We start from the raw sequence: 25,577 nt of genomic DNA on the forward strand, positions 1-25,577 counted from the left end.
ATCGTGACGTCCACCGCTCCTTCGCGCACTACCCGCCTGCACTTCGACCTCACCACCGTCCAGCTCTTCATCGCCGTATCCGACTTCGGCAGCATCACCCGCGGCGCCGAACGCCTCCATCTGGCCCCCGCAGCCGCCTCCCGCCGCATCCTCGAACTGGAAGCCCAGCTAGGCGTCTCCCTCTTCGAACGCCTGCCCCACGGCATGGCCCTGACCGAAGCCGGCCGCGCATTGCTGGCCCACGCCCGCGGCATCACCCACACCGTCCAGCGCATGCAGGACGACGCCACCTCCTTTGTCGGCGGCGACCTGGGCGTGGTGCGGGTAGCCGCGCCCAAATCCGCCGTCATCCAGTTCCTCCCCTTCGACATCCAACGCTGCGCCACCGCCTGCCCCGGCGTGCGCATCGACCTGCAGGAAATGAACAGCGCGGAAGTCCAGCAGTCGCTGCGCCGCGGCACCGTGGACATCGGCATTTACGACGGCAGCCTGGGCGTGATCGACCTGCCGACCGCGCCCTATCGCAATGATGAACTGGTGCTGGTGGTGGCGTGCGGCCATGCGCTGGCGCGGCGCCGCAAGGTCACGCCGGACGACGTGCTGGACTGCGACCTGATCGTGCTCAGCGAGAGTTCGGCGATCTCGATCGTGCTGGAGCGGCTGGCGGAAGAGGCCGGCCGCGTGCTGCGCATGCGCATGCGCGTGGGCGGTTTCGACAGCATGGCCGCGCTGGTGGCGCAGAACCTGGGCGGCGGGGTGATGCCGGAGGCGATCGCGCGCGAGGTGGCGGCCGGCAGCCGCTTTGTGCGGCTGCCCATTGCCGCGCCCTGGGCGCAGCGGCAGTTTGTGCTGTGCCATCGGCCCCATGGGGCACTTTCCTCGGCGGCGCTCAGCGTGCTGGCGGTGCTTGCGCAAAACGCGAAACCAGAATCCCCCAAATAGCGATAGCCCGCGGCGGGTGCATTGCGGATGATGGCTCCATAACTACAGGACGGAGACACGCAATGCAGCGCAGACAATTCATTGTGGCGGCAGCGGCCGGGCTGGCGATACCCAGCCTGGTGCGCGCCGCCGACATCGCCGGCCCGGTGCGCATTGTGGTGGGCTTCGCCCCCGGGGGCGGCACCGATGTGCTGGCACGCGTGATCGGGCAGAAGCTGGGGGTCATGTGGAACACCAGCGTGCTGGTGGAGAACAAGCCCGGCGCTACCGGCGCCATCGCCGCCGCCTATGTGGCCAAGCAGCCGCCTGACGGCACCACCTTGCTGATGGCGCATGTGAACAGCCACGCGATCGCCCCGGCGCTGCTGGACGTCAAGTACGATCCGCGCACCGACTTCACGCCGATTTCGATGGTGGGCGTCACGCCCAATATGCTGACCTGCCGTCCGGAACAGAAGGTGCGCAGCGTTTCGGACATCGTGGCGCTGTGCCGGCAGAAGCCGGGGAAGATCTCCTTTGGTTCGTCCGGTATTGGTTCGGCGCAGCACCTGGCGCTGGAGATGTTCCGGTTGCAGGCCAGGCTCGATGTGGTGCACGTGCCTTACAAGGGCTCGGGCCCGCTGGTCGCGGACCTGATCGGCGGCCAGATCGACTATGCGTTCGACACCATGACCGCCGCCACGCCGTTTATCCAGCAGGGCAAGGTGATCGCGATTGCGCAGACCCGCCTGAAGCGCGCGGCCAGCCACCCCAATGTGCCGACGCTGGCGGAGTCCGGCTTCCCCGGCCTGGACGCGGCGTCGTGGTACGGCCTGGTGGGCCCGAAGAACATGCCGCCGGCGCTGGTGCAGCGCATGAACGCCGACGTCAACCGCGTGCTGGCCATGCCCGATGTTGCCGAGCGGCTCAAGAGCTTTGGCGCCGAGGACTCAGGCGGATCGAACCAGCAGTTCGCCGCCTTCATCGCCTCTGAGTCCACCAAGTGGGCCAAGGTCGTGAAGGACGCCGGCGTAAAGGCCGAGACCTGAGCGCCGCAAGCCAATGGCCGAGAGCCGACGCACGCGCGCACGCTGCCCCATCCATCTATCCAGGAAGAAGCATCCCATGACAGATTTCCGCGACTCGGGCGCACAGGCGCCTGCCTCCACCTTGCCGCTGGCCGGCGTGCGCGTGCTCGACGTCAGCCAGGTCATGGCCGGGCCCTACGCCTGCATGCTGCTGGCTGATCTGGGCGCCGACGTGATCAAGATCGAACCGCCCGATGGCGGCGACCAGACGCGCGGCGCGATGGGTTTCAAGATGAAGGGCTCGGACAGCATGGGCTTCCTCAACATGAACCGCAACAAGCGCAGCGTCACGCTGGATCTGAAGACCGATTCCGGCCGGCAGGTGCTGTATCGCCTGGCGGAAACGGCCGACATCCTGGTGGAGAACTACCGCCCCGGCGTGATGAAGCGCCTGGGGATCGACTACGAGACCCTCGCCAGGATCAATCCGAAGCTGGTCTACTGCAGCATCTCGGGCTTTGGCCAGAGCGGGCCGTGGGCCGCGCGGCCGGGCTTTGACCTGATGGCGCAGGCGATGTCGGGCGTGATGAGCGTCACCGGCTACCCGGGCGGCGCGCCGGTGAAGGCGGGCGTGCCGGTGGCCGATATCGGCTGCGCGCTGTTCGCGACCTACGGCATGCTGTCTGCCTACATCGGCGCCAGGGAGACGGGCAAGGGGCAGTATGTCGATGCGTCGCTGTTCGACTCCGCGCTGGCGTTCTCGGTATGGGACACCTGCGAATACTGGGGCACGGGCCGCGAGCCCGAGCCGCTGGGCACGGCCAACCGCATGAGCGCGCCTTACCAGGCGATGAAGTCCGCCGACGGCTACTTCGTCATGGGGGCCACCAACCAGAAGCTGTGGCAACTGCTGTGCAACACGCTCGACCGGCCCGACCTGCTGGCGGACGAGCGCTTTGCCACCGTGGCGCTGCGCCTGGCCAACCGGCAGGCACTGATCGCGATGCTGGAGGAGAGCTTCGTCAAGGAGAGCAGCGACTACTGGATCGAGCGCCTGCTCGGCGTCGGCATCCCGGCCGGGCCGATCCTGACCTACCCGCAGGCCTTCGACAGCGAGCACGGCCGCCACCGCCAGATGCGCATCGAAATCGATCATCCGATCGAGGGCAAGGTGCCCAATATCGGCTTCGCGGTGAAGATGGGCGGCACGCCCCAGCAGGTACGGCGCCCGCCGCCGCTGCTCGGCCAGCACACGGAAGAAATCCTGGCGGAGCTGGGTATCCCGAAGGACGAACAACAGTCGCTGGCTGTAGCCGGCGCATTCGGATCATGAAGCCCGCGCTGCCGCCGGAAGGCGGTCCCGGCAACGACGGGCAGGTCACACTCACGATGCAGGGGCAGGTCGCAACGCTGACGTTCGACCGTCCCGCCGCGCGCAATGCGATGACGTGGGCCATGTACGAGCAACTTGCCACGCATTGCCGCGCGCTTGCAGCGCAAGGCAATGGGGGGGCGCGCGTGGTGGTGCTGCGCGGCGCGGGCGGAGAGGCCTTTGTCGCAGGTACTGACATTGCGCAGTTCCAGCAGTTCTCCAGCGGCGAGGACGGGGTGGCCTACGAAGCGCGCATCGACGAAGGCGTCCGCCTTGTCGAGCAACTGCCGATGCCAACGGTAGCGGTTATCGAAGGCTGGGCGGTGGGTGGCGGCCTGGCCATCGCTACGGCGTGCGACTTCCGTGTCGCGACGCCCAAGGCCCGCTTTGGCGTGCCGATTGCGCGCACGCTGGGCAATACGCTGTCGGCGCAGAACCTTGCCAAGCTGCGTGCGGCCTGGGGGCTGCAGCCGGTGCGCCGCATGCTGCTGCTGGCGCAGATCCTCGACGCCGAGGCCGCGCTCGCGTGCGGGTTTCTTGAGGGTGTGTACGCTGCCGACGCGCTGGAGGCCGAGGTCGTCTCGCTATGCGACCGGCTTGGCGCGCTGGCGCCTGTCACGCAGACGGTGGTCAAGGAGGCGTTGCGGCGCCAGACCGTGCAGTCGGTGGCCGACACGGATGACCTGGTGCGGTTGTGCTACGGCAGCGGTGACTTCCGGGAAGGGGTGGATGCGTTCGTGAACCGGCGCCCGCCGGTATGGAAAGGGAGTTGAACGTCGGGGCCTGGTACGCCAGCCGCCGGTGTTTCACAATTGAAACCATCCGGCTGATTTACCGTGCAACCGACACATCGCGCGAGCGTCACGCGCCCGCTCGTCAGCCTCCCGCCACGGGTGGCCCGCGATATGCATCACATTATTGCTATGGGCGATAAAGACGCTCGAGCCTGCATGCCTGAACCTGTGCCATGCAGTGGGTGTCACCAGCGCGGCTGGCGGTGGAATCGGTGCAAGATGGCATCTGTAAGGTCTGTGCCATCGCCGCGCCGCTTCTACCGTCTGGTTGCCCTCTCAGGAAGGAGCGCGCCATGAAGAACAAGCTTCCCCCGATTGCCACACTGGCCTTCGGCGTCTGCCTGACGATGTCTGTGGCATCGGCTGCCCCGCCGGGCGACATGGTCATGGTCACCGCCGACGAGGTCAAATGGGCGGACCTGCCACTGATACCGGGTGCCAAACTTGCCGTCCTCGAGGGGAAAATGGACAAGAAAGCGCCGTTCACGGCCCGGATCAAGCTGCCCGCGGATGCCAAGGTGCCGGCGCACTGGCACCCAGGCGTGGAGCGGGTGACCGTGCTTTCCGGGACGTTCAACTATGGCATGGGCGACAAGCTCGAACCGGAAAAGACCTCGCCGCTCGGCGCCGGCAGCCTGATTGTCATGCCACCCAAGATGCGCCACTTTGGCTGGACCAAGGAAGAAACCATTATCCAGATCAATGCGTCGGGGCCCTGGGCTTTCAACTTCGTCAACCCGGCTGATGATCCCAGGAAGAAGAAGTAATGCCATGTTGCATGGGCTATGGATGTCTCTGCCATGACATGTGCGCGATTCAACGGCTGGCGGTGAGCCTTGCACACCGCCAGCTACTCGCGCAAGTTTGTCGAAGGCGCGAAATCCGAAGGCCTGGTTGAGGCGGCGCTCGAACGCGCCGCGTTGCGCGGAGTCGTTGCCACTCCGCGTGAATAGTATGCCCTGACACCTGCATCACCCGGCTACGACTTCGTTTCCGCCGTTTCCAGAGTCCTCTCAATGCCCGCTCGGGCACGTCCAAAGACAATGCTCCGATCCACTCGGATTGTGCTTATTTTCTGGTTGTCACTTGACAACCAGTCATTGCGCATCTAGTCTCGGAGACACGAATGACCCGCGCCAGGCACCCAAAGAAGGAGATTGAGGCCGCACTCAGGCATGCAGAGCTGCATGGCTGGCGTGTCGAGCAGGCGAAGGGCAACGGTCATGCGTGGGGCCGTATCTACTGCCCCGACAACGACAAGGAATGCCGCTGCGGCGAGTTCTGTGTATCCAGCGTCTGGAGCACGCCGAAGAATCCGGGCAACCACGCCAACGCCATCCGGCGGATCGTGGACAACTGCTCGCATCAGCGGGAAGTGACAACGCTGCGCGTGCTGCAATTCAGGACATGACCATGGAATACGCCTTCACCCTCAAATTTCACCTGTCGCAGGCGGACGGCGATACCGATGCGCTGGTCGAACGCCTGGCCGAGGCGGGGTGTGATGATGCGCTGGTGGGCACTGGCCTGCCGGGCCGCGTGGCGCTGGCGTTTGTCCGCGAGGCGGAGTCGGCGCGGGCGGCCATGGTGAGTGCTCTTGCCGATGCCCGCCGCGCCATGCCATCGGCCACGCTGATCGAGGCGGCGCCGGACCTGGTCGGGCTGACGGATATTGCCGAGATGGTTGGCGTGTCTCGCCAGAACATGCGCAAGCTGATGCTTGGCTACCCGGATTCCTTCCCGGTGCCGGTGCATGAAGGCAGCAGTTCGCTGTGGCACTTGCTGGACGTGATCGTGTGGCTGGGGCAGCGCGGCTACGACATCAAGCCGGAGCTCCTTGAAATCGCGGCCACGGCGATGCAGGTGAACCTGGCCAAGTGCGCCAGCCAGGTGGCACCGGCGACGGCGCGGGAGTTCCGGTCGCTGGTGGCTTAGCGGTCGGCCGTCGACTCCGCTTTCCGGCCCATCCTTTTCGGGTGGTGGTACGAATCCCGGCCTTTGGCCGAGATGCCCGGACAACCGCCCTAGCCGGGCACCACAACCAGAAGTGGAGACAAGATGGCCGAATCAGACGTGAAAGCAGTGATGGGCGAGTTCTTCGCCGTGATGAGTCCGTCTGGACCCTGCCCACCGGCGAATCCGACCCGCATGGACGGGTTGTGCGCGGCAAGGCTGCCGCCACGGCATACCTGAGGCAGCGCTTCTTTGAAGACAAGGCCAATGCGCCGGTGCTGTCCGGGGTCAAGCTTGAGTACACCGGTGATCTGATCCGCTCGAAGGAGGCCTACTGGAAGCAGGTCTCCTGGCCGGACGCCAAGTAAGCGCGACGGGCTGCAACGGCCCTGCTGCAACCGCGGCCTGTCGCGGTCGCCTCCACACTCACGCGGCGTGTAGCGCCGACGGGAGTTCCAGCAGCAACGGCTGCGCCAGCGTGCACTCCTCGCAGTTGTTGCCATCCCCGCCGCGATCGATCACGGCAAAGCGCGCCGGCGCGCCCACGGCCAGCAGCATGTGGTGCCAGACCCCGCGGCGGTAGTTGACGCCCTGCCGCCCGTTGGTGATGAAGGCGCGCAGCGAAGCGGGATCCAGCACGTCACCAGCTGGCGCCACCACTATCACGAAGGGCTGCTCCGATAGCGGGATAAAGGCCTGGCTGCCGAGCGGATGGCGTTCCAGTATTGCGATCTCCAGCGGATACGCGTAGGGCTTGGCCTCGAACAGGTTGATCAGGGCCCGGCCACCTTCCAGTTCCACGGCAGCCAGGTCATGGTGCCGCGTGACCATGCCGCCGTTGATCGGAAAGGCGCCGGGGTCGCCGGCGGGGCGCGCCTCGATCACGTCACCGAACGGCGCAAAGGCGGCCGCGCTCAGCGGCTGCGCAAGCAGGCGCACCAGGACTGATTCCATGAGCGGGGGCGTCGTATCCATCAAAGTCTCCTGAACTGAAGGTCGGGGCCGGCAAGCGGTGGTCTGTGCTGTGGCACGCATCATGCGGTCCATCCGTAACTGGTCAGACCAGTTTGGCCGGATTTTGCAGCAAGTCACGTTTCCGCACAAGTAGCTGTTGTCGGCAGGAACTCAGCCCCAACCGTGGCTTCCGCCCGAATTGTCATGCAGATTCGGGCTTTCCCCAGTCCAATCGATCCTTGACACCGGCTTGGTGCCTCCCTACCATTCGGCATCAACTGGTCAGACCGGTATGACTATAGGGCTTCATGCCGAACGCGATCCAGGCCGTGCCATGCCGATGACTCGAACAAACCAAGGAGACTTCCATGATTCCGACTGAAACCGCCCATGCCGGGCCGGATGCGATTTCCGTGCCGCAGGCGCAGGCACAGGCCAGGGAGGACGCGGTGTACCGCAAGGTTGCCTGGCGGCTCCTGCCGTTCCTGATGCTGTGCTACGTGGTGGCCTACCTGGACCGGGTCAACGTGGGCTTTGCCAAGCTGAGCATGCTGGCCGACCTGCAGTTCAGCGAGGCGGTCTACGGGCTGGGCGCCGGCCTGTTCTTCATCGGCTATTTCTTCTTCGAGGTGCCCAGCAACCTGCTGATGCACCGCATCGGCGCCAAGGCCACGATCTCGCGCATCATGATCCTGTGGAGCCTGATCTCCGCGGCGATGATGTTCGTGCAGACCAGCACGCAGTTCTACGTGCTGCGCTTCCTGCTGGGCGCGGCGGAGGCGGGCTTCTATCCCGGCATGATCCTGTACCTGACCTACTGGTTCCCGTCGCACCGGCGCGCGCGCATGGTGGCGCTGTTCATGGCGGCGATTCCCATCTCTGGCATCTTTGGCGGGCCGCTGTCGGGCTGGGTGATGGAGGCCATGCATGGTGTCAACGGCCTGCGCGGCTGGCAGTGGATGTTCGTGATCGAGGCCGTGCCGTCGTTGCTGGTGGGCGTGGCCGTGCTCTGGTACCTGGACAACAACATCCAGTCCGCACGCTGGCTGACGGCCGATGAAAAGGCGCTGCTGGAGCGCAATATCGCCGCCGAGAATGCGCAGAAGTCCGCCCATATGTCGCTGCGCACGGTGGTGACGGACCCGCGCGTGCTGAAGATGACGATGATCTGCTTCTGCACGGTGATGGGCCAGTACGGGCTGACCTTCTGGCTGCCCTCGCTGATCAAGCAGACCGGCGTGAAGAGCGTGCTGGACGTGGGTCTGCTGACCGCGATCCCGTTTGGCGTGGCGGTGTGTTCGATGATCCTGGTCAGCCGCAGCTCTGACCGCATGCGCGAGCGCCGCTGGCACCTGATCGTACCGTTCTGCTGCGCGGCCACGGGCCTGGTTCTGAGCGCCGTGTTCAGCCACAACACCGCGCTGTCGCTGGCCGCACTGGCGCTGGCCGCCGGTGGCAGCCTGGCCACCTCGCCGCTGTTCTGGAGCCTGCCGACCTCCATCCTGTCGGGCGTGGGCGCGGCGGCGGGCATTGCGCTGATCAACTCGTTCGCCAACCTGGCCGGCTTTATCAGCCCGTACATGATCGGCCTGATCAAGGATGCCACCCAGAGCACGGACGCCGCGATGTTCGTGCTGGCGGCCGTGCTGCTGTGCGGCGCGCTGCTGACCTATTCGGTGCCGGCGAAGCTGGTCAACAAGTAAGGGGCGGGGCAGGCCGGTTTGTCGGCTAGAATTTCCGGCAACTGGCTTCGCGCCCCTTGTGCGTCACCTCTTACTGGTCACCCCCTCACGTATGACAGGATCTTCCACCTCCGTCGCCAACCAGGCTGTCAGCCTTATCCAGCAATGGGTGCGCGACGGCACGTTCCCCGCGGGCACGCTGCTGCCGGCGCAGCGGGAACTGGCGGAGAAGGTCGGCATCAGCCGTGCGTCACTGCGTGAGGCGATCTCTACCTTGCAGGGGATGGGCGTGGTGGTGTCGCGCCCGGGCAAGGGCGTCTACGTGACGGCCGCCGGCGACAGCGCCGCGGCCACGCCGCCCTGGCGTTTTGCTGCCACGCATTCGCTGATCGATATCTACCAGCTGCGCTTTGCGCTGGAAGGGCTGACCGCACGCCTGGCAGCGCTGGCCATCTCTGAAAAAGAGATCGAACAGCTGCGCCAGAACGCGGCCACGATGCAGCGCGCGATCGAGGCGGATGCGTATGACGAAGCCTCGCAGCTCGACTACGAATTCCACACGCTGATCGTCACGGTGTCCGGCAACCAGGTCATCCGCGAGATCCTGCGCGAAAGCGCCGAGGTGATGCGCGAGAGCCAGCGCCTGCCGTACTATCGGCGCGGCGCGCGCAATGCCACCTTCACCGAGCATAGCGCCATCATCGAGGCGCTGGCCGCGCGCCAGCCGGAGCAGGCGCAGCGTGCGATGGAGCGCCACATCATGCTGGCGGCGCGCCGTGCCGGCGTGCATTTCCCCACGGGGGACGAGAAAGAGGATTGAGGCGAGCGGGCGCTAGCCCAGTCGGAATACGCCCACCGCCCGGTTCAACCCCTCTGTCTGCTCCCGCTGCACCCGCGCAGCTTCGGCCGCACCGGCCACCAGTTCCGCATTTTCTTCGAACGCCGCCTGGATCTCCGCCACGCGCCGTGCCATCCCCTCGATGCCGCTGCGCTGGTCGTCGCCCAGCGTCGCCAGTTCTTCCACCAGCGTGGCGAGCCTGCCGATGCTGGCCACCACCTCGTTCATGGTCTCGCCGGTATGGCCGACCAGCTCGGTGCCGGCGTGGGCGCGTTCGACCGAGGTATTGATCAGCCCGCGGATTTCCTTGGCCGCGGCGCCGCAGCGATGCGCCAGTTGGCGGACCTCGCCGGCCACCACCGCAAAGCCCTTGCCGTGCTCGCCCGCGCGCGCGGCCTCCACGGCGGCGTTCAGCGCCAGGATATTGGTCTGGAAGGCAATGCTGTCGATCACGCCGATGATCTCGGTGATGCGCCCGCAGGCCTCGTTGATCTCGCCCATGGTGTGGATCACCGACAGGATCTCGCCGCTGCCGCGCGCGACCACGGTGCTGGAGGCCCCGGCCAGTTTGCAGGCGCCGCGGGCCTGATCGGCGCTGGCGCGGGCGGCCTGGGTCAGCGCCTGCATGTCCTGCATGGTGTGCGCGACGGTGCGCGCCTGTTCGTCGGCCCGACGGGCCACGGTGGCGCTGGTGTCCAGGATGTTGCCAGCCGCGTCGGCCACGGTGCCGGCGGTGTTGCGCACTTGCAGCAAGGTCTGGCGCACGGTGTCCAGCGTCTTGCGGAAGGCGCGGGCGAAGTCGCTGTCCGGGTGGGTGCCGTCGGCGGTCAGCGTCAGGTAGCCGGGTTCGCGCTCGATGCCCGCGGCCAGAGCGCTCAGCTCATCGGTGGAATGGGCATCGCGCTCAAGCCGCCACGCGATCACGCACAGCACGCCGGTCTGCACGATGACGAAGGCGGCGTGGAACAGCACCATATTGAAACTGGGGTCGGTGAAGCAGATGGTGTTCCAGCCCCACTGCTGGAAGAAGTTGAAGCTCAGGTGATGCAACGCGATCACCGCGGCCGCCAGCAGGATCACGCGGAAGTCGCGGTAGGCCAGCAGCAGCGACAGCGAGACGAACACCAGGAAGTGGAATTCCACCTGCCCGTGCGCCTGGTGGATCAGCAGTGCGACGAAGAGCATCAGCAGCACGGCCAGCGCCAGCCGCGTCGCCAGGCGGGCGGGCAGGGTGACCGCCATCAGCGTGCCGAGCAGCGCCATCGGCAAGCCCAGCGTCAGCGTCAGCGCGGTCGACCCATAGTGATTGCCGACGATCAGCGACAGCAGGCCCAGCACCCACAGCATGGCCGTCATCAGCTGGTCTGCGCGATGATGCACGCCTTGCAGCAGCGGGGTGTGCGGCGCGGCTGGCGCAGAAACGGAACTGCCCGCGGCACGGCGGGCAGGGATGGTCGCGGACAGCCGTCCGGACAGGGCGTGGTCAGCGCTGGTCATGGTTCCCTCGCAGCGTAAGTCGAGAAGACGCTGCACCCCGTCCCGCCTGATGGCTTATTGTTTTAATGTCTTAATTTATGGTGTTGCGCGGCAGATTATATCGACGCCTGCCGGCTGGGACAGGCCATGGCGCAGCCACGCAACACTGCGGGCAAATTGCTGCAATTGAGTGATGTTCGGGGCCGGCGCCAGGCGCTACGATGTCCCGGCGCGGCCCGCGGCGCTTTAATCCAGCAGCGCCACCTGGACGTCGCGCGTGCCCTGGTACGGGTTGCGGCCGTGCCAGACCTGCAGGTTGTCCAGCACCATCACGTCGCCATCGCGCCAGGGCCAGCAGTAGGTGGCCTGGTCGCACAGCTGGTCGATATGCGCGCGTTCGGCATCGGTCAGGCGTTCGCCATTGCCCAGCGTGGCGCCGGTCGGGTACTTCTGGCGCTTGCGCCGTTCCAGGTCCTGCTCGGGGTTCTCCACCTGCGGCACCATATGCAGGATCGACCGGTACAGCTTGCGGCCGGTCTGCGGATGCACCACGAACGGCTCCAGCGCATTGAGCACGGTCAGGCTGCCGTCTTCATGCCAGACCGGTTCCAGCCCGCGCTCGGCGCACAGCCGGTTCACCTCGGCCGGGTCCTCGGTATGGAAGGACTGGTTCCAGCCGCGCTCGTCCATATGCGCGTAAGAGGCATCGTCGGCATCGCGCCGCGGGCCGAAGTTGATCGCGGTGCGGCTGCCCAGCGTGGCGAGCCTGCCGGCCAGTTCCGGATCCATGCGCTCGGCCAGGTGGCGCACATCGGTGATCAGGGTTTCGCCGCCCACCTCGGCGGTCTTGCGCGAGAAGAAGGCGATGCGGCGCGGGTAGTCGCGGCGGTAAGCCATTTCGGAATGCACCGCCAGGCGCACGCTGGCCGACAGCCGCGTGGCTTCCATCACGCGGCCGCTGATGGTTTCGCGCGGGGCGCGGCCGCCGGCGTAGCCACCGTCGAAGGCCGGAAACTGCTCGATGAAGTCGGCAAAGTCCTCGGTGCCGGCGGTCGGGAAGCCGCGCAGCACGATCCCGCCATGTTCCAGGATCAGCGCGTCCAGCGCCGGGCGCACCGTGCGCGACCACTGGCGGAACTGCGCGCGGTCCAGCAGGCGTTCGCCGGCCGGTTCGATGAACAGCGGCGGGCGGCCGGGCTGCAGCACGTGGCAGCGCACATCGGGGCCAAGGGCGGGAACGGCTACTGCGAAGGTTGCCGCATCGGCGGCGGCGGCGGTGGCTTGGGTCATGTTGTCTCCAGTCTTGTGATCAGGTCGAAGGCGGGGTCAGTGCCGGTAGGACGGGTCGATGCGATCCAGCTCGCGCCGCACCGCCGCCCATTCGCGGTCGCCGCGGATGGCAACGCGGCCGAAGGCCTTGCGGCTGGCTTCCAGCGATGCCTGCGACGGCATCACCAGTTCGCCGCCGGCCATGGCATCGACCTGGATCTTGCAGGCCGATTCCAGCCAGTAGATATTGAAGAAGGCTTCGGCGATGGTGCGCCCGCATACCAGCAGGCCGTGGTTGCGCAGGATCATCGCGTTGTGCTGGCCCAGGTCCTGCACCAGCTGGCCCTGCTGGGCCAGGTCGACCACCGGGCCGGAGAAGTCGTGGTACGCAATGCGCCCGTAGAACATATGCGCGTGCTGCGACACCGGCAGCAGGCCGCAGGCCATCGCCGATACCGCCGACGATGCGCGCGTATGCGTGTGCAGCACGCACAGCGCGTCATGGCGCGCGGCGTGCACGGCGGTGTGGATCACGTAGGCGGCGGGGTTCAGGCCCAGCTCTCCGGCATCGCCCTCGGGCTGGTGGACGATGTCGCCGTTCAGGTGGATCTTGTACAGGCTGGACGCGTTCACTTCCTGGTACAGCAGCCCGTAGGGGTTCAGCAGGATGTGCTCAGGCTCGCCCGGAACGCGCGCGGTGATGTGGTTGTAGATCAGGTCGGTCATGCCGTACCGGTGGATGGCGCGGTAGAGCGCGGCCAGCTCGATGCGGGTGGCCCATTCGGCGTCCGAAATGGCGGCGGGACGGATGGGATCGGCTTCGCTCATGCGATGGCTCCTTTGCGTGCGTAGGGCTCAGTCCAGCCGGATGCCGAGTTCGGCCACCAGCCGCTTGTCGCTGGCGAATTGCGAAGCGGCGTAGTGCTGGTAGTCGGCGGTATTCATATGGCGGTTGGGCATCGATTCGGATTCGAGCGCGCGCAGGTAGGCCGGGTCCGATGTGGCCTGGCGGAAGGCATCGTGCAGCGTGGCGACCACCGCTGGGTCCAGCGCGCGCGGGCCGGCGATGCCGACTTCGGACTGCACCGTGATGTCGTAGCCCAGCTCGCGCAGCGTGGGCACGGCCTGCCAGCGCTTCAGGCGCTGCGGCTCGGCCACGGCCAGCAGGCGTACCTTGCCGGCTTCGGCCATGGCGCCCCAGCCGGCTTCGATCATTGCGTCGACATGGCCGCCCAGCAGCGCGGACAACGCATCGGCGCCGCCCTTGAAGGGGATGAAGTTGAGCTTGATGCCGGCCTGCTGTTCCAGCCGGCGCACGGTGATCTGGCCGAGCGAGCCGGTGCCGACCGATGCCACGTTGACCTTGCCGGGGTTGGCGCGCGCGTGCCCGACGAAGTCGCCAAAGCGCGTCCAAGGCGAGCCCGCTGGCACCGCGATCCCATACACATAGCTGGTCAGGCCGATGATGTAGGTGAAGTCCTTGATCGCGTCGTAGTTCACCGGCTGCAGGTGCGGCAGGCGGAACAACGCCGGCGTGATCAGCGCCAGCGTGTAGCCGTCGCGCGCCGCGCTGCGCGCCATCGCGGCGGGCCCGAGCGTGCCGCTGACGCCGGGCTGGTTCTGGATCACGATGGGCTGGCCCAGGGTCTTCGATGCCGCCAGGCACAGCGCGCGCATCTGCACGTCGGTGGCGCCGCCGGCGGTGAAGGGCACGATCAGGGTGATGGGGCGCGCGGGCCAGGCCTGGGCGCGCACAGTGGCGGGCAGGCTGAGCATGGCCAGGGCGGGGGCGAGCGCGGCGGCCGGCATGGCCTTGAGCAGCGTGCGCCGGCGGGCGTCGGGTTGGCGGGGCATGTGGTCTCCTTGTTGGTCTACGGCAGTACAGGTGCCGGCGTGGTTGCCGGATGCGTTCGAGGTGTCCCGTGTGTCCGGGCTCTGATCGATCGCCGACTTGTGCGGCCGCGGAAAAGTCTATGGCGCAAGCCCGCGCGCATTGATGCCGGCGCCCGGCAAATCGATTCCGAACGGGAATCGCGGACTAAAATGCTCCCGCCATCGCGGCAACATCGCGCTATATCGGCCAACCACTGGAATCGCATGAAGACCGAAGACCTCAGACTGTTCCTGGCGGTGGCCGAGCACGGCAACCTGCACAAGGCTGCCGGCACGCTTGGGCTGACCCAGTCGTCGCTGTCCAAGGTATTGGCGCGGCTGGAGGGCGAGGCCGGACTGCAGCTGTTCGAGCGCATGCCGCGCGGCGTCATGCTGACGCCGGTGGGCCACAAGCTGCTGGCGCACGCGCGGCGCATCGTGCTGGCCAATGACGATATGGAGAACGAGATCAACGACGAGCGCCAGGCGCGCGTCGGCCAGGTGCGCGTGGCGACGCTGCCGCACGTGGTGCCGTCGCTGTTCTCGCCGCTGCTGGAGCAGTTCCTGGCCAGCCGGCCGCTGGCCAGGTTCTCGATCAGCACGCACCTGAGCCCGCAGCTGATGGCCGCGCTGCAGGGCGGCGAGGTGGACCTGGTCTGCGCCGCCATGCCGGACGGCGAAACCGATGGCGTCGAGTACCTGCCGCTGGGCGCGCTGACGCTGCAGGTGGTGGCGCGCACGGGGCATCCGCGGCGGGCGCGCTTCCGCTCGCTGGCCGATCTGGTTGACGAGCACTGGGTGGCGCCCGCCACCTCGCTCTATGTGCGCAGCGGCTTCGAGGGGCGCTTCACCAGCCGGGGCCTGCCGCCGCCGCGCGTGACCGTGGAAAGCACCAGTTCGTCAGTGTCATTCGCGGACCTGCTGCGCAACACCGACCTGCTCGGCATCATGCCGCAGCGGCTGCTGGGCCAGGCGGTGGCGCAGGGCCTGGAAGCCGTGGAGGGCGACGGCATGTGCTGGCAGTATGAGCTGGCCGTGTTCTGGCGATCCAGCGCCTACCTGTCGCCGCTGTGCCGCGACTTCCGCGACGCGCTGGTGCGCTGGTGCGGGGAAGCCGGCATCTGAGCCGATGCCGGCAGCACCATGCCTCAATCCAGCCGGATATTGTTCTCCTTGATCACGTTGCCCCAGTAAGCCTGGTCCGCTCTGGCCGTTGCCGCGAACGCCGCCGGCTGCGTCGTCTTGACGATCAGCCCCAGCTCGGCCAGGCGCTGGCGGATGTCCGGCGCGGCCATCACCGTTTCCACATCGGCCGAGACCTTGTCGACGATGGCCTGCGGCGTGCCGGCGGTGGTGAACAGGCCCAGCCAGGCCGGGCCGTCCAGCCCCTTGTAGCCGAGTTCCTGGAAGGTCGGCACATCCGGCAGCATCGGCGCGCGGGTATTGCCGGTGACCGCCAGCGGCTGGAGCTTGCCGGTGCGCGCATGCTGGCGCACCGTCATCGGCGACAGCGTTCCCAGCGAGATCTGGCCGCCGATCAGGTCGGTGGCGATGGGGGCTTCGCCCTTGTACGGGACATGGACCAGTTCGGCGCCCGCTCCCTTTAGGAAGACCTGCATGTAGAGATGGGCGCCGGTGCCAATGCCATAGGTGCCATAGGAATACTTGTCGGGCTGGGACTTGGCCAGGCTGACCATCTGCGGCAGCGTGCGCGGCATGGCGCTGCTGGCGGTCAGCACCAGGCTCGAGGTGCACAGCTGGCAGATGGCGGTCAGGTCGCGCAGCGGATCGAACGGCGGCTTGGCCACCATATAGGGCGTCTGCACCAGGCTGGGCAGGCCCAGCAGCAGCGTGTAGCCGTCCGCCGGCGCCTTGGCGACCACGTCGGCGCCGATCATGCCACCCACGCCGGGGCGATTCTCGACGATCACCGGGCGCTGCCACAGCTTGCTGAGCGGATCCCCCAGCGCGCGCGCCAGCACGTCGGTGGCACCGCCGGGCGGGTAGGGCACCACCAGCCGCACCGGGCGCGACGGGTAAGCCTGCTGGGCCCACGCCCGGCTGATTCCAAGAGTCGAGGCGGTGGCTGCCAGGGAACCTGCTCCCAGCCAGTGCAGGGCTTTGCGGCGGTCGGCTTGCATGGTGTTTCCTCCAGTCGTTGACATCGTGTCGGTGCGCGGTACGGGTGCGCCAGGGGCGCCAGTGACCACGGCAACCCGCAGCCTACGAGGCAGCGCCATGGCGGGGCATCGGCGGGATGGACGAAAAGAGTGGGGAGTACTTACCCGGGGACATGTGCGGGAGGGTTTATGCGGCAGTGCCGCAATCCGAGCCGGCATTTCCCTTATGATGGGCGCCGCCGCCGTCTCTGCCGCTTGCCTGCCTGATCCCGTGCGGCGTCCGATCCATTTCTTGCTTGATCCATCATGGCCCGCCTCAAACTCGACCTGCCTGCCGACCAGTTCTGCTACGCCACGCACCTGACCGTGCGCGTGACCGACATCAACTCGGCCAACCACCTTGCCAACGATTCGATGATCTCGATGATCTCCGAGGCGCGGGCGCGCTTCCTGTATGAATTCGGCAGCGAGGACGTGCGGCAGGAAGGCGTCGGCATCATCGTGACCGACCTGGCCACGATGTACCGCAACGAGGCGCATGCGCGCGACCAGCTGCAGTTCGAGGTGGGGGTGATGGACTTCAACAAGTACGGCGGCGACATCATCTTCCGCATCACGCGGCCGGCCGACGGCACGCTGATCGCGATGGCCAAGTCGGGCTTTGTCTTCTTCGACTACGTGGGGAAGAAAGTGGTGGCGATGCCGGCGGGGTTTGCCGGGCGGTTCCCGAAGGTGAACTGGGTGGAGTAAGCGCCTGCGTGGCGCTGTCCTTCAACAGCGCCACGGTTCCTGCAAGAGATTCGGCTTACGCCTTGCGCTCGCCGCCCAGCGCCTCGGTGAGGTCGCCGAGCATGCCGGAGAGTTCGCCGGCCATCATGGTGAAATCGGCGTCGAAGCGCTCGTCTTCATCGTGCGCCGTGCCGTCGGCCTGTTCCTTGATCACGTCCAGCGGCACCACCTTCTTCACCACCAGCCCGTCCGTCAGCACGAACGAGACCCGGTCGTTCCACGTCATCGCCAGGCGCGTGCAGCGCTTGCCGGCGGCGATATGGCGGCGCAGGTCTTCCGGGTCCAGCGGATGGCGCACGTAACGCACGGTGGCCTTGCTTTCCGCGCCGGACTGCAGCTCGATTTCCTGGTCGACAGTGAAGCCGCCCGGTGCCGCATCGCCGGCCAGCCATTCGGTCATGGCCGCCACCGGCGACTGGTTGACGTGCAGGTTGATCAGCGGCAGCGGATCCAGTGCCTTGAACAGCATGCCGCGCACTTCATCGGCCTTGGCCGTGGCGGCGGCGTCGATGGCAAGCCAGCCGTTGTCCGGGTCGATCCACACACGCGTGTCGCGGCGGATGCTGAAGGCGCGCGGCAGCAGTTCTTCGGTGACCTGCTCCTTCAGTTCCTTCATTTGCTTGCGGCCCGGCTTGTAGCCTTGCTGCTCTTCGATTTCCGCGGCGCGGGCGCGCGTGACCTGGTTGACCACGGTGGTGGGCAGCAGCTTCTTTTCCGTGCGCAGCGTCAGCAGCATCTGGCGGCCGACGGTATGGACCAGCGGGCCGTTGTCACGCGGCGAGGCCCAGCCCTGGGTTTGCATCTCGAGGCTGGTACCGGGGAAGAAGGCGTGCTTCGCCAGGCTGGCTTCAACCTCGTCGGCGCTCAGCGACCACGGGGCGGAGAAGCGATGGACCTGCAGATTCTTGAACCACATGGGAATTCGGCCAAAGGGACGAATTCTATCCTCTCGCGGCGCACGGCCGCAAAAAAGAGGGCGCCGCGCAGCACGCCGGCCGCGCGACGGTCACCGAGAGCCCGCCCTTACAGGTCGAGCTTGCTGATCTTGCTGCCCTCGAAGCTCAGGCCCGCCATCAGGCCGGCATTGGTCATGACGAAGCCGACGATGGGCTGCTGGCCGGTGTTGGTGTCCAGCACGCCGTTGGCGCCGACTGTCGCCAGGGCCACGGTGGCATCGACGCCGGCGGTCCAGCCGCTGCTGCGCACGAACTTGTCGTAGGCATCCGGCGTCAGGAACATCAGGATCACGGACTTGGACTGCGCACCGATCTGCCAGCCGACCGAGCCGGAAATCAGGCGGTAGTAACCGCGCGTGGCGCCGCCCGAGCGCAGGGCACCGTCGCCATACTCGCCGCCGACGATAAAGCCGGCCGACAGCGTCTTCGGGAACACCAGGATGCCGCGCGCGCGGTTGCCTAGCTCGCGCGAGCCCTGGACCGAGCCGTACAGGCGCGACAGCGTGGCGTCCACGCCGGAGTCCAGCTCGCGCCGGCGTGCGGCCTTGTCGGTGGGAGCATCGGGCTTGGTGGTGGTGCAGGCACCCATGGCCAGGCTGCCGAGGGCCAGACCCGCGCTGGCCGAAAGGAAGGTTCGACGTTTCATCTCGTCTCCTTGTGTTGTTGTCGTCTTTGAAGCATAGGCGCCGGAAGCACCCGGGCAAATACCGGACCGCGCAGAGACGTTTCCATTTGTGACGAAGGTGGTGCCGGGAGGCCATTCGCGGCAAGAATAGCCAGTCTTGCGCCCGGAACGTCCCATGGCTACACATGGGACGGCCCAATGCGCCGTGACAGCATCATCCAGCCATGAAAAAACTCCTGACCGCCCTGCCGCTGGCCTTCCTGGCCGCGTGCGCTTCACATCCTTCGGGTTCTTCCAATGACGCCGGCGCCGCGGGTGCCGGATCGGCGTCGGCCGTCGACAGCAGCGGCTGGCAGGCGCTGCGCGCCAAATACATGGATTGCGCGCAGAAGAAGGCCAACGATAACCTGTCGGCCAAGGGCCAGCCCAAGGACGTGGCCAACCTGGCGCTGGCCGCGTGCGAGCCTGAGCTGGGCGCCATGCATGATTCCTTCCGCACCTACCTGGATGGGCAGATGTCGTCGTCGCACGGCAAGACCAGCGCGCGCCAGGCAGCGGCGCGCGTGACCACCGACACCCGCGAGAAGGCGCGCAGCTACCTGGTGCGCTACGTCGAGCGCGAGCGCTACGTGGCCCGCGTGCCCTGAGCGCACGCGCCCGGCAGCCTGCTCAGAGCATTTCCAGCGGGCCCGGGCCGTCGGGCGGCGGGAAGATGCGGTCGAGCTCGGCCAGCTGGGCGGCCGACAGCATCTGCGACAGCGCCCCCAGGTTCTCCTGCAGGCGCTCGCGCCGGCTGGTCTTGGGGATGGCGATGACGCCGTCCTGCGCCAGCAGCCAGGCCAGCGCCGCCTGTGCCGCCGTCATGCCGTGGTCGCGCGCAAAGCGCTTCAGACCGGGGTTGCCCAGCAGGCGTGACTGCTCGATCGGCGAATAGGCCATCACCGGCACGCCGCGCTGGCGCAGCCACGGCAGCAGGTCCCATTCGATGCCGCGCCGGCCCAGGTTGTACAGCAGCTGGTTGGTGGCCAGCCGGTCGCCGCCCGGCGCGTCCCACAACGCCTGCATATCGGACAGGTCCAGGTTGCTCACGCCCCAGCGGCGGATCTTGCCGTCGCGCTGCAGTGCCTCCATGGCCTGCACGGTCTCTTCCAGCGGCACGCCGCCGCGCCAGTGCAATAAATAGAGGTCGATGCGGTCGGTGCGCAGCCGCTTCAGGCTGCGCTCGCAGGCCTGCACGGTGCCGCGCCGGCTGGCGTTGAAGGGATAGACCTTGCTGACGAGGAAGGCCTCGTCGCGGCGCCCGGCGATGGCCTCGCCGATCATCTCCTCGGACTGGCCCTCTCCATACATCTCGGCGGTATCGATCAGCCGCAGGCCAAGGTCCAGGCCCAGGCGCAGCGTGGCGATTTCTTCGGCGCGCGCGGCGCGCGACTCGCCCATATTCCACGTTCCCATGCCGAGCGCCGGGACGCGCTCGCCGTCGGGCAGGGTGACTTGCTTCATGTGTCGGCTTCCTGGTTTGCCGGGCCAGGTGCCGGGCGGCACCCAACCACACTAGTTAACAACACCTGGAATGTACAAGCCGCGCGGGCCGGGATTGCTTCAGACCAGTCCGGTCAGAAAATACACCGAGATGACGAAGAACACCGCGGCGGTCTTGATCATTGTGACGGCGAAGATATCGCGGTAGGACTCGCGGTGGGTCAGGCCGGTCACCGCCAGCAGCGTGATCACGGCGCCGTTGTGCGGCAGCGTGTCCATGCCGCCGCTGGCCATCGACACCACGCGGTGCAGTACTTCCAGCGGGATCTGCATGGCCTGCGCGCCCGCGATAAAGGTCTGCGACATCGCAGCCAGCGCAATGCTCATGCCGCCCGAGGCCGAGCCGGTGATGCCGGCCAGCGTGCTGACCGAGACCGCGGCATTGACCAGCGGGTTGGGAATCGCGCGCAGCGCGTCGCTGACCACCAGGAAGCCGGGCAGGGCGGCGATGACCCCGCCGAAGCCGTATTCCGATGCGGTATTCATCGACGCCAGCAGCGCGCCGCCGACGGCGCCCTTGGTGCCCTCGGCAAAGCGCTCGCGCAGGGCGCCGAAGGCGGTCACCAGCACCACGGCGATGCCCAGCAGCAGCGCGCCTTCCACCGCCCAGATCGCGGTCACGCTGGCGATCTTGGTTTCCACCGGCTTGGGCAGGCCCGGCAGCGCCACGCTGTTGGAAGGGCCATACCAGAGCGGGATCATCCGCGTCAGCCAGAAGTTGGCCACGCCCACCACCACCAGCGGCAGCAGCGCCAGCAGCGGGTGCGGCAGCTTACCGGACTGGCTGCGCTCCGGCTCGTTGCGCAGGTTGGTGCCGTAGCCTTCGCCACGCGCCGCGGCGGCGCGACGGCGCCATTCCAGGTAGCTCAGGCCCACCACCAGGATAAACAGCGAGCCGGCCACGCCCAGCACCGGTGCGGCCCAGGACGTGGTGTTGAAGAAGTTGGTGGGGATGATGTTCTGGATTTGCGGCGTGCCCGGCAGCGAATCCATGGTGAACGAAAACGCGCCCAGCGCGATCGCGCCCGGCATCAGCCGCTTGGGGATGTTGCTCTGGCGGTACAGCTCGGCCGCAAACGGATAGACCGCGAACACCACCACGAACAGCGACACGCCGCCATAGGTCAGCAGCGCGCACACCGTGACGATCACCGCGTTGGCGCGCGAGCGGCCGATATAGCGGATCGCCGCGGCGACGATGGACTCGGAAAAGCCGGACAGCTCGACCACCTTGCCGAACACCGCGCCTAATAGGAACACAGGGAAATACAGCTTCACGAAGCCGACCATCTTCTCCATGAAGATGCCGGTGAAAACCGGCGCAACCGCGGACGGGTCGGTCAGCAGCACCGCGCCCAGCGCGGCGATGGGCGCGAACAGGATCACGCTGTAGCCGCGGTACGCGGCGAACATCAGAAAGGCAAGGGCTGCCAGCACGATCAGAAACGACATCGGATCTCCTTCAGGGTTGCCTTGTCCTGAGGTGCGGTCCGTTGCCGCGCGGGGGCTGGCGCTTGTGGCGCCTTGTCTTGCGTCAGTCCATCAGGAAAAGGGATCAGCCGGCGACTGTGCCACAGCTTGGCCCGCGGCGAAACCTCCGGTCTCGCCGCGGGGGCACTGGGATGACAGCGGCCTGCATGAAGGAGATACGCCGTTTCAGCCGTGCTGGTGGCGATACTCCTGCGTGCGCCCGCCGTAGCCATAGGCCGCGGCGCGGGCGTCGATCACGTGCACGTACGACACCGGATGCAGCTTGCCCAGCAGCCCCGACATGGTCTCGAACACGGCCTCGATGAACTGCGCCTTCTCCGCCTTGGTATTGGTTTCATCGGTCACGCTGATGTCCAGGTGGAAGGCGTTGCGGCCCTGCTCCGACAGCGGCACGTCGGCGATGATCCAGCTGTCGTGCGGGATGTACTGGACCGTGATGGCAATCACGTCGCGCTTCTTGCCGAGCACGCGCTCGGTCAGGTCGGCGATCGCCCTGGCGCTGCGGCGGGTGAGGGCGGCATCGGGTTGGCCGGACAGGTGCAGGACGATGTGGGGCATGGCTGGCTCCTTGGCTTTGCGTGGGTGGGTGATGCCATGGTAGGGGGTGGTGTAGTATCGGAAAAGCGGGAATATCCGATGCGGACCATCGAGTTATCCGAAGTAACGCCACCCTTGCCGGAGCCTTGCCATGCGTGGATTCGAAACCGACCAGTTGCGCACCTTTGTCACGGTCGCGGACAGCGGCAGCTTGTCGGCGGCGGCGCCCAGGCTGTTCTTGTCGCAGTCCTCGGTCAGCGAGCAGCTGCGCAAGCTGGAGGAGCGCGCGGGCGTGCCGCTGCTGTCGCGCGGCCGGCATGGCGCGGTGCCGACGCCGGCCGGGGAGCGGTTGCTGGAACACGCGCGGCGGATCCTGGCGCTGAACGAGCTGGCCCTGCAGGAGCTGCGCGGCCACGCGCTGGCGGGCGAACTGCGGCTGGCCGTGACCGACTACTTCCGCCCGGGCGAGATCGCCGGCATGCTGCGGCGCCTGCGCGAGCGCTACCCGTACCTGCGCCTGCACGTGACGGTGATGAAGAGCGCGGCGATCGATGCCGCCGCGGAGATGGACACCTTCGATATCGGCCTCAGCATGCGCCTGCCGGGCACGCGCGGGCAGCGCACGCGTGGCACGGTGCTGCGGCGCGAGCCGCTGGCCTGGGTGGCCGCGCCGGCCGAGGCCGACAGCCTGTCCGCGACGCTGCCGCTGGTGCTGCTGCCCGATACCTGCTCGCTGCATCAGTACGTGGTGCAGCTGCTGCTGCGCAAGCGCCTTCCGTTCGAGATTGCGCACTCCGCGTCGGGCGTGGCGGGGCTGCATCTGGCACTGGCGGCGGGGCTTGGGATGTCGTGCCTGAACGCCTCGGCGATCGGCCCCGGCGTGGCGCCGCTGGACGCCGCCACCATTGCACGGCTGGGGCTGCCGCGGCTGCCTGAGGCGGAGTTTTTCCTGCTGCCCGCGCGGCGCGGGGAGTCAGCGTTTGTAGCCGAGGCGCGCGATGCGCTTGCCGGGCAACTGGGCTAAGGGACGGGCATCCAGTACGACACCTCAAGTCGAGGGAATCGATCACAAGACGGACTGTGGTAACCGCCACTTGTGTCGAAAGCAACATATATTGACCGCGAATAGGAATAATTCGCAATCTCGTTGACCCTGACAATCCTGTAATCGATAATGCGCCCGCGTTTTCAAAACTATTACAGCCGATTACAGTGAAATGAGAATAAAACTTCACCCGATCTGTGCCGCGGTGGCGGGGAGCTTCGTATTTCAACCGATGCTGACGTGGGCCCAGGCCGCGCCAGACGCTTCGGCGCAGTTGCCTGAGGTCACGGTCAGGGCCGATGTCAGCCGCGAGCTTGGCACCGGCTATAACCCGCCCAATGCGGTCAGCGCGACCAAGACCGAGGCGCCGCTGCGCGACATCCCGCAGACCGTCAACGTGGTCACCGCCGATGTCATGCGCGACCAGCACGCCACTTCGATGCAGGATGCACTGAAGAACGTGCCGGGCGTGTCGTTCTCCCACGGCGACGGCCAGCGCGACCAGGTGTCGATCCGCGGCTTTTCCGCCATTGCCGACCAGTTCGTCGACGGCATCCGCGACGATGCGCTGTACTTCCGCGACATGTCCAATGTCGACCGCGTCGAAGTCATCAAGGGTCCCGCGGCGGTGCTGTACGGGCGCGGCTCGTCGGGCGGCCTGATCAACCGCGTGACCAAGAAGCCGGGCATCGACGTCACCGACTTCGCGCTCAGCTACGGCATGTGGGCCGACCGCCGCGCCGAAGCCGACGTGGGCCGCGTGTTTGCCGACGGCGCCGCCGCCTTCCGCGTGACCGGCGCGGTGGAGAAGGCCAACAGCTACCGCTCGCAGCAGTTCCTGGACCGCTCGGCGATCGCGCCGTCGCTGGAGCTGCGCATCGCTCCCGAAACCACCGTGCTGTTCCAGGCAGACTACCTGGAAGACCGCCGCGTGACCGACTTCGGCATCCCGGCCTACAAGGGACGCCCGGTGGACGTGCCGGCCTCGCGCTACTACGGCGCGGCCAATGCGCGCGATGCCGATTACTCGCAGTCGCGCGTGTTCTCCGGCACCGCCACGGTCAACCATCGCTTCAATGAGAACTGGTCGATCCGCAACGCCACGCGCTACTACCACTACTCGCTGGACCGCAACAACACGCTGACCAACACGGTGAACGAGGCGGCGCGCACCCTCACCATGAACCACGGCAATGTCCGCCGCGAGGAACATGGCTGGTTCAACCAGACCGACCTGACCCAGAAGGCCACCTTCCTGGGCATGAAGCACGAGATCCTGTACGGCATGGAGATCGGCCAGCAGAACAAGGACCAGGTCAACAACACCAAGCCGGTGGTCGGCGCAAACGGCCTGCCGATCGCTTTCGACCTGTTCAACCCGGTGTTGGTGGCGCTGCCGCGCCAGGCACCCGGCACGCCGGGCACGTCGAACCTTGGCGTGTTCAATACCCTCGCGTTCTACACCCAGGACATGATCACCTTCAGCGAGCAGTGGAAGGCGCTGCTGGGCGTGCGCTACGACAACTTCCAGCAGGAGACGCAGAACCGCATCGCCGGCCAGCGCAACCTGTCGCGCACCGACACCGCCTGGAGCCCGCGCGCCGGCCTGGTGTGGCAGCCGTCGAAGTCGCAGTCGTACTACGTGTCCTGGAGCAAGTCGTTCCAGCCCTCCGGCGAGGCTTTCGCGCTGGCGGCCAACAATGCCGACCTGGCACCGGAGACCACCAACAACACCGAGGTGGGCGCCAAGTACGACTGGCTGAACGGCAAGGCGAGCACGACGATCTCGGTGTTCAGGCTGGAGCGCAGCAATATCAAGATCGCCAACGCCACCAACACGGCGCTGCTGCCGATCGGCGAGCAGCGCACCGACGGCATCGAGATCTCCGGCGCGGCTGAACTCGGCGGCGGCTGGCGCATGCTGGCCGGCTACGCCTACCTGGATGCCACCGTCACCAAGTCCACCGCCGCGCTGCAGGGCAAGCGCGCCACCATCACGCCGCGCCACTCGGGCAACGCATGGCTGACCAAGGACCTGGGCCACGGCTTCGGCGTTGGCGCCGGCCTGAACCTGGTGGGCGCGCGCTATGCCGACCCGCTGAACACCGTGACGCTGCCCGGCTATGTCACCGCCGATGCGATGGCCTGGTACCGCCGCGGCGCCTTCGAGGCACAGCTGAACCTGTACAACCTGTTCGACAAGGGCTACATCGTGTCCGCGCATGGCACCAGCCCCAACCTGAACATGCCGGGTGCCCCGCGCAGCGTGATGGCCACCCTGCGCTACCGGATGTAAAGCGCAGCATCGTGGAC

General features: G+C 67.0%; 26 protein-coding genes. 15 read left to right on the plus strand and 11 right to left on the minus strand.

The window, feature by feature from the left end:
- Positions 1–3 precede the first annotated feature (3 nt).
- From AC3WLE_RS03770 to AC3WLE_RS03805, 8 genes are all read left to right on the plus strand, one after another.
- Positions 4–942 (plus strand): LysR family transcriptional regulator, encoded by a 939-nt coding sequence (locus AC3WLE_RS03770; RefSeq protein ID WP_492356095.1) that lies wholly within the window; start codon positions 4–6, stop codon positions 940–942.
- 62 nt (positions 943–1,004) lie between these two features.
- A complete protein-coding gene (locus AC3WLE_RS03775; RefSeq protein ID WP_492351230.1) occupies positions 1,005–1,970 on the plus strand; it encodes a Bug family tripartite tricarboxylate transporter substrate binding protein in 966 nt (321 codons plus the stop codon).
- Between the two features lie 76 nt (positions 1,971–2,046).
- Positions 2,047–3,282, plus strand: coding sequence for a CaiB/BaiF CoA transferase family protein (locus AC3WLE_RS03780; RefSeq protein WP_492320331.1), 1,236 nt, complete (start codon positions 2,047–2,049; stop codon positions 3,280–3,282).
- On the plus strand, positions 3,279–4,094 hold the full coding sequence (locus AC3WLE_RS03785) for an enoyl-CoA hydratase/isomerase family protein (protein WP_492356094.1): 816 nt from the start codon (positions 3,279–3,281) through the stop codon (positions 4,092–4,094). The genes AC3WLE_RS03780 and AC3WLE_RS03785 overlap by 4 nt, the downstream gene beginning before the upstream one ends.
- Before the next feature lie 314 nt (positions 4,095–4,408).
- Entirely contained in the window at positions 4,409–4,882 is a 474-nt protein-coding gene (locus AC3WLE_RS03790) for a cupin domain-containing protein (protein WP_492351228.1), read from the plus strand.
- Positions 4,883–5,241: 359 nt separating this feature from the next.
- Positions 5,242–5,526 (plus strand): hypothetical protein, encoded by a 285-nt coding sequence (locus tag AC3WLE_RS03795; RefSeq protein WP_492320328.1) that lies wholly within the window; start codon positions 5,242–5,244, stop codon positions 5,524–5,526.
- 2 nt (positions 5,527–5,528) lie between these two features.
- On the plus strand, positions 5,529–6,050 hold the full coding sequence (locus tag AC3WLE_RS03800; protein ID WP_492320327.1) for a helix-turn-helix transcriptional regulator: 522 nt from the start codon (positions 5,529–5,531) through the stop codon (positions 6,048–6,050).
- A 224-nt stretch (positions 6,051–6,274) separates the two neighbouring features.
- On the plus strand, positions 6,275–6,436 hold the full coding sequence (locus AC3WLE_RS03805; RefSeq protein ID WP_492320326.1) for a hypothetical protein: 162 nt from the start codon (positions 6,275–6,277) through the stop codon (positions 6,434–6,436).
- Between the two features lie 58 nt (positions 6,437–6,494).
- Here the strand turns inward: AC3WLE_RS03805 and AC3WLE_RS03810 are convergent, their stop codons facing one another.
- Positions 6,495–7,043 (minus strand): ureidoglycolate lyase, encoded by a 549-nt coding sequence (locus AC3WLE_RS03810; RefSeq protein ID WP_492320325.1) that lies wholly within the window; start codon positions 7,041–7,043, stop codon positions 6,495–6,497.
- Positions 7,044–7,390: 347 nt separating this feature from the next.
- Here AC3WLE_RS03810 and AC3WLE_RS03815 point away from each other — a divergent pair, with 347 nt between their 5' ends.
- Both AC3WLE_RS03815 and AC3WLE_RS03820 read left to right on the plus strand, forming a co-directional pair.
- The gene (locus tag AC3WLE_RS03815; protein ID WP_492320324.1) at positions 7,391–8,725 is read left to right on the plus strand and encodes an MFS transporter; all 1,335 of its coding nucleotides are present in this window, start codon (positions 7,391–7,393) and stop codon (positions 8,723–8,725) included.
- A 91-nt stretch (positions 8,726–8,816) separates the two neighbouring features.
- A complete protein-coding gene (locus AC3WLE_RS03820) occupies positions 8,817–9,524 on the plus strand; it encodes a FadR/GntR family transcriptional regulator (RefSeq protein WP_492320323.1) in 708 nt (235 codons plus the stop codon).
- A gap of 12 nt (positions 9,525–9,536) precedes the next feature.
- Here the strand turns inward: AC3WLE_RS03820 and AC3WLE_RS03825 are convergent, their stop codons facing one another.
- The 4 genes from AC3WLE_RS03825 to AC3WLE_RS03840 all read right to left on the minus strand — a co-directional run bounded on the left by AC3WLE_RS03825 (position 9,537) and on the right by AC3WLE_RS03840 (position 14,141).
- Positions 9,537–11,039, minus strand: a complete 1,503-nt coding sequence (locus AC3WLE_RS03825; RefSeq protein WP_492356093.1) for a methyl-accepting chemotaxis protein — start codon at positions 11,037–11,039, stop codon at positions 9,537–9,539.
- Positions 11,040–11,264: 225 nt separating this feature from the next.
- Positions 11,265–12,308, minus strand: a complete 1,044-nt coding sequence (locus AC3WLE_RS03830; RefSeq protein WP_492320321.1) for a TauD/TfdA family dioxygenase — start codon at positions 12,306–12,308, stop codon at positions 11,265–11,267.
- Positions 12,309–12,344: 36 nt separating this feature from the next.
- Positions 12,345–13,115, minus strand: coding sequence for a class II aldolase/adducin family protein (locus AC3WLE_RS03835; protein WP_492320320.1), 771 nt, complete (start codon positions 13,113–13,115; stop codon positions 12,345–12,347).
- 27 nt (positions 13,116–13,142) lie between these two features.
- The gene (locus tag AC3WLE_RS03840; RefSeq protein ID WP_492320319.1) at positions 13,143–14,141 is read right to left on the minus strand and encodes a tripartite tricarboxylate transporter substrate binding protein; all 999 of its coding nucleotides are present in this window, start codon (positions 14,139–14,141) and stop codon (positions 13,143–13,145) included.
- Positions 14,142–14,384: 243 nt separating this feature from the next.
- Here AC3WLE_RS03840 and AC3WLE_RS03845 point away from each other — a divergent pair, with 243 nt between their 5' ends.
- Positions 14,385–15,284, plus strand: a complete 900-nt coding sequence (locus AC3WLE_RS03845) for a LysR family transcriptional regulator (protein ID WP_492320318.1) — start codon at positions 14,385–14,387, stop codon at positions 15,282–15,284.
- Between the two features lie 23 nt (positions 15,285–15,307).
- On the opposite strand, the gene AC3WLE_RS03850 is transcribed toward AC3WLE_RS03845, so the two are convergent.
- On the minus strand, positions 15,308–16,300 hold the full coding sequence (locus AC3WLE_RS03850) for a Bug family tripartite tricarboxylate transporter substrate binding protein (protein WP_492320317.1): 993 nt from the start codon (positions 16,298–16,300) through the stop codon (positions 15,308–15,310).
- A 285-nt stretch (positions 16,301–16,585) separates the two neighbouring features.
- Between AC3WLE_RS03850 and AC3WLE_RS03855 the strand changes: the two genes are divergently transcribed.
- Positions 16,586–17,029: a thioesterase family protein gene (locus AC3WLE_RS03855; RefSeq protein ID WP_492320316.1), complete on the plus strand. Its 444-nt coding sequence runs from the start codon at positions 16,586–16,588 to the stop codon at positions 17,027–17,029.
- A gap of 55 nt (positions 17,030–17,084) precedes the next feature.
- On the opposite strand, the gene AC3WLE_RS03860 is transcribed toward AC3WLE_RS03855, so the two are convergent.
- Both AC3WLE_RS03860 and AC3WLE_RS03865 read right to left on the minus strand, forming a co-directional pair.
- A complete protein-coding gene (locus AC3WLE_RS03860) occupies positions 17,085–17,984 on the minus strand; it encodes a recombination-associated protein RdgC (RefSeq protein WP_492320315.1) in 900 nt (299 codons plus the stop codon).
- Between the two features lie 107 nt (positions 17,985–18,091).
- Positions 18,092–18,670, minus strand: coding sequence for a BPSL1445 family SYLF domain-containing lipoprotein (locus tag AC3WLE_RS03865; protein ID WP_492320314.1), 579 nt, complete (start codon positions 18,668–18,670; stop codon positions 18,092–18,094).
- A 203-nt stretch (positions 18,671–18,873) separates the two neighbouring features.
- On the opposite strand from AC3WLE_RS03865, the gene AC3WLE_RS03870 reads away from it, so the two are divergent.
- Positions 18,874–19,296 carry a hypothetical protein gene (locus AC3WLE_RS03870; RefSeq protein ID WP_492320313.1) on the plus strand — a complete coding sequence of 141 codons (423 nt, stop codon included), beginning with the start codon at positions 18,874–18,876 and terminating at the stop codon, positions 19,294–19,296.
- A 22-nt stretch (positions 19,297–19,318) separates the two neighbouring features.
- On the opposite strand, the gene AC3WLE_RS03875 is transcribed toward AC3WLE_RS03870, so the two are convergent.
- The 3 genes from AC3WLE_RS03875 to AC3WLE_RS03885 all read right to left on the minus strand — a co-directional run bounded on the left by AC3WLE_RS03875 (position 19,319) and on the right by AC3WLE_RS03885 (position 22,240).
- Positions 19,319–20,152 carry an aldo/keto reductase gene (locus AC3WLE_RS03875; protein WP_492320312.1) on the minus strand — a complete coding sequence of 278 codons (834 nt, stop codon included), beginning with the start codon at positions 20,150–20,152 and terminating at the stop codon, positions 19,319–19,321.
- Positions 20,153–20,251: 99 nt separating this feature from the next.
- Entirely contained in the window at positions 20,252–21,643 is a 1,392-nt protein-coding gene (locus AC3WLE_RS03880) for a GntP family permease (RefSeq protein ID WP_010813171.1), read from the minus strand.
- Positions 21,644–21,847: 204 nt separating this feature from the next.
- Positions 21,848–22,240 carry a tautomerase family protein gene (locus tag AC3WLE_RS03885; RefSeq protein WP_492320311.1) on the minus strand — a complete coding sequence of 131 codons (393 nt, stop codon included), beginning with the start codon at positions 22,238–22,240 and terminating at the stop codon, positions 21,848–21,850.
- A 130-nt stretch (positions 22,241–22,370) separates the two neighbouring features.
- Here AC3WLE_RS03885 and AC3WLE_RS03890 point away from each other — a divergent pair, with 130 nt between their 5' ends.
- Together AC3WLE_RS03890 and AC3WLE_RS03895 are read left to right on the plus strand one after the other, a co-directional pair.
- On the plus strand, positions 22,371–23,243 hold the full coding sequence (locus AC3WLE_RS03890) for a LysR family transcriptional regulator (protein ID WP_492320310.1): 873 nt from the start codon (positions 22,371–22,373) through the stop codon (positions 23,241–23,243).
- A gap of 193 nt (positions 23,244–23,436) precedes the next feature.
- Complete coding sequence (locus AC3WLE_RS03895; protein ID WP_492320309.1) at positions 23,437–25,560, plus strand: TonB-dependent receptor; 2,124 nt, start codon at positions 23,437–23,439, stop codon at positions 25,558–25,560.
- Positions 25,561–25,577 lie beyond the last annotated feature (17 nt).

The organism is Cupriavidus sp. FW306-1B-F12B (assembly GCF_058781795.1).

Coding starts and splice junctions, on each gene's coding strand:
- AC3WLE_RS03775 (WP_492351230.1), top strand. CDS start 1,005: ATGCAGCGCAGACAATTCATTGTGGCGGCAGCGGCCGGGCTGGCGATA.
- AC3WLE_RS03780 (WP_492320331.1), top strand. CDS start 2,047: ATGACAGATTTCCGCGACTCGGGCGCACAGGCGCCTGCCTCCACCTTG.
- AC3WLE_RS03785 (WP_492356094.1), top strand. CDS start 3,279: ATGAAGCCCGCGCTGCCGCCGGAAGGCGGTCCCGGCAACGACGGGCAG.
- AC3WLE_RS03790 (WP_492351228.1), top strand. CDS start 4,409: ATGAAGAACAAGCTTCCCCCGATTGCCACACTGGCCTTCGGCGTCTGC.
- AC3WLE_RS03795 (WP_492320328.1), top strand. CDS start 5,242: ATGACCCGCGCCAGGCACCCAAAGAAGGAGATTGAGGCCGCACTCAGG.
- AC3WLE_RS03800 (WP_492320327.1), top strand. CDS start 5,529: ATGGAATACGCCTTCACCCTCAAATTTCACCTGTCGCAGGCGGACGGC.
- AC3WLE_RS03810 (WP_492320325.1), bottom strand. CDS start 7,043: ATGGATACGACGCCCCCGCTCATGGAATCAGTCCTGGTGCGCCTGCTT.
- AC3WLE_RS03815 (WP_492320324.1), top strand. CDS start 7,391: ATGATTCCGACTGAAACCGCCCATGCCGGGCCGGATGCGATTTCCGTG.
- AC3WLE_RS03820 (WP_492320323.1), top strand. CDS start 8,817: ATGACAGGATCTTCCACCTCCGTCGCCAACCAGGCTGTCAGCCTTATC.
- AC3WLE_RS03825 (WP_492356093.1), bottom strand. CDS start 11,039: ATGACCAGCGCTGACCACGCCCTGTCCGGACGGCTGTCCGCGACCATC.
- AC3WLE_RS03830 (WP_492320321.1), bottom strand. CDS start 12,308: ATGACCCAAGCCACCGCCGCCGCCGCCGATGCGGCAACCTTCGCAGTA.
- AC3WLE_RS03835 (WP_492320320.1), bottom strand. CDS start 13,115: ATGAGCGAAGCCGATCCCATCCGTCCCGCCGCCATTTCGGACGCCGAA.
- AC3WLE_RS03840 (WP_492320319.1), bottom strand. CDS start 14,141: ATGCCCCGCCAACCCGACGCCCGCCGGCGCACGCTGCTCAAGGCCATG.
- AC3WLE_RS03845 (WP_492320318.1), top strand. CDS start 14,385: ATGAAGACCGAAGACCTCAGACTGTTCCTGGCGGTGGCCGAGCACGGC.
- AC3WLE_RS03850 (WP_492320317.1), bottom strand. CDS start 16,300: ATGCAAGCCGACCGCCGCAAAGCCCTGCACTGGCTGGGAGCAGGTTCC.
- AC3WLE_RS03855 (WP_492320316.1), top strand. CDS start 16,586: ATGGCCCGCCTCAAACTCGACCTGCCTGCCGACCAGTTCTGCTACGCC.
- AC3WLE_RS03860 (WP_492320315.1), bottom strand. CDS start 17,984: ATGTGGTTCAAGAATCTGCAGGTCCATCGCTTCTCCGCCCCGTGGTCG.
- AC3WLE_RS03865 (WP_492320314.1), bottom strand. CDS start 18,670: ATGAAACGTCGAACCTTCCTTTCGGCCAGCGCGGGTCTGGCCCTCGGC.
- AC3WLE_RS03870 (WP_492320313.1), top strand. CDS start 18,874: ATGAAAAAACTCCTGACCGCCCTGCCGCTGGCCTTCCTGGCCGCGTGC.
- AC3WLE_RS03875 (WP_492320312.1), bottom strand. CDS start 20,152: ATGAAGCAAGTCACCCTGCCCGACGGCGAGCGCGTCCCGGCGCTCGGC.
- AC3WLE_RS03880 (WP_010813171.1), bottom strand. CDS start 21,643: ATGTCGTTTCTGATCGTGCTGGCAGCCCTTGCCTTTCTGATGTTCGCC.
- AC3WLE_RS03885 (WP_492320311.1), bottom strand. CDS start 22,240: ATGCCCCACATCGTCCTGCACCTGTCCGGCCAACCCGATGCCGCCCTC.
- AC3WLE_RS03890 (WP_492320310.1), top strand. CDS start 22,371: ATGCGTGGATTCGAAACCGACCAGTTGCGCACCTTTGTCACGGTCGCG.
- AC3WLE_RS03895 (WP_492320309.1), top strand. CDS start 23,437: ATGAGAATAAAACTTCACCCGATCTGTGCCGCGGTGGCGGGGAGCTTC.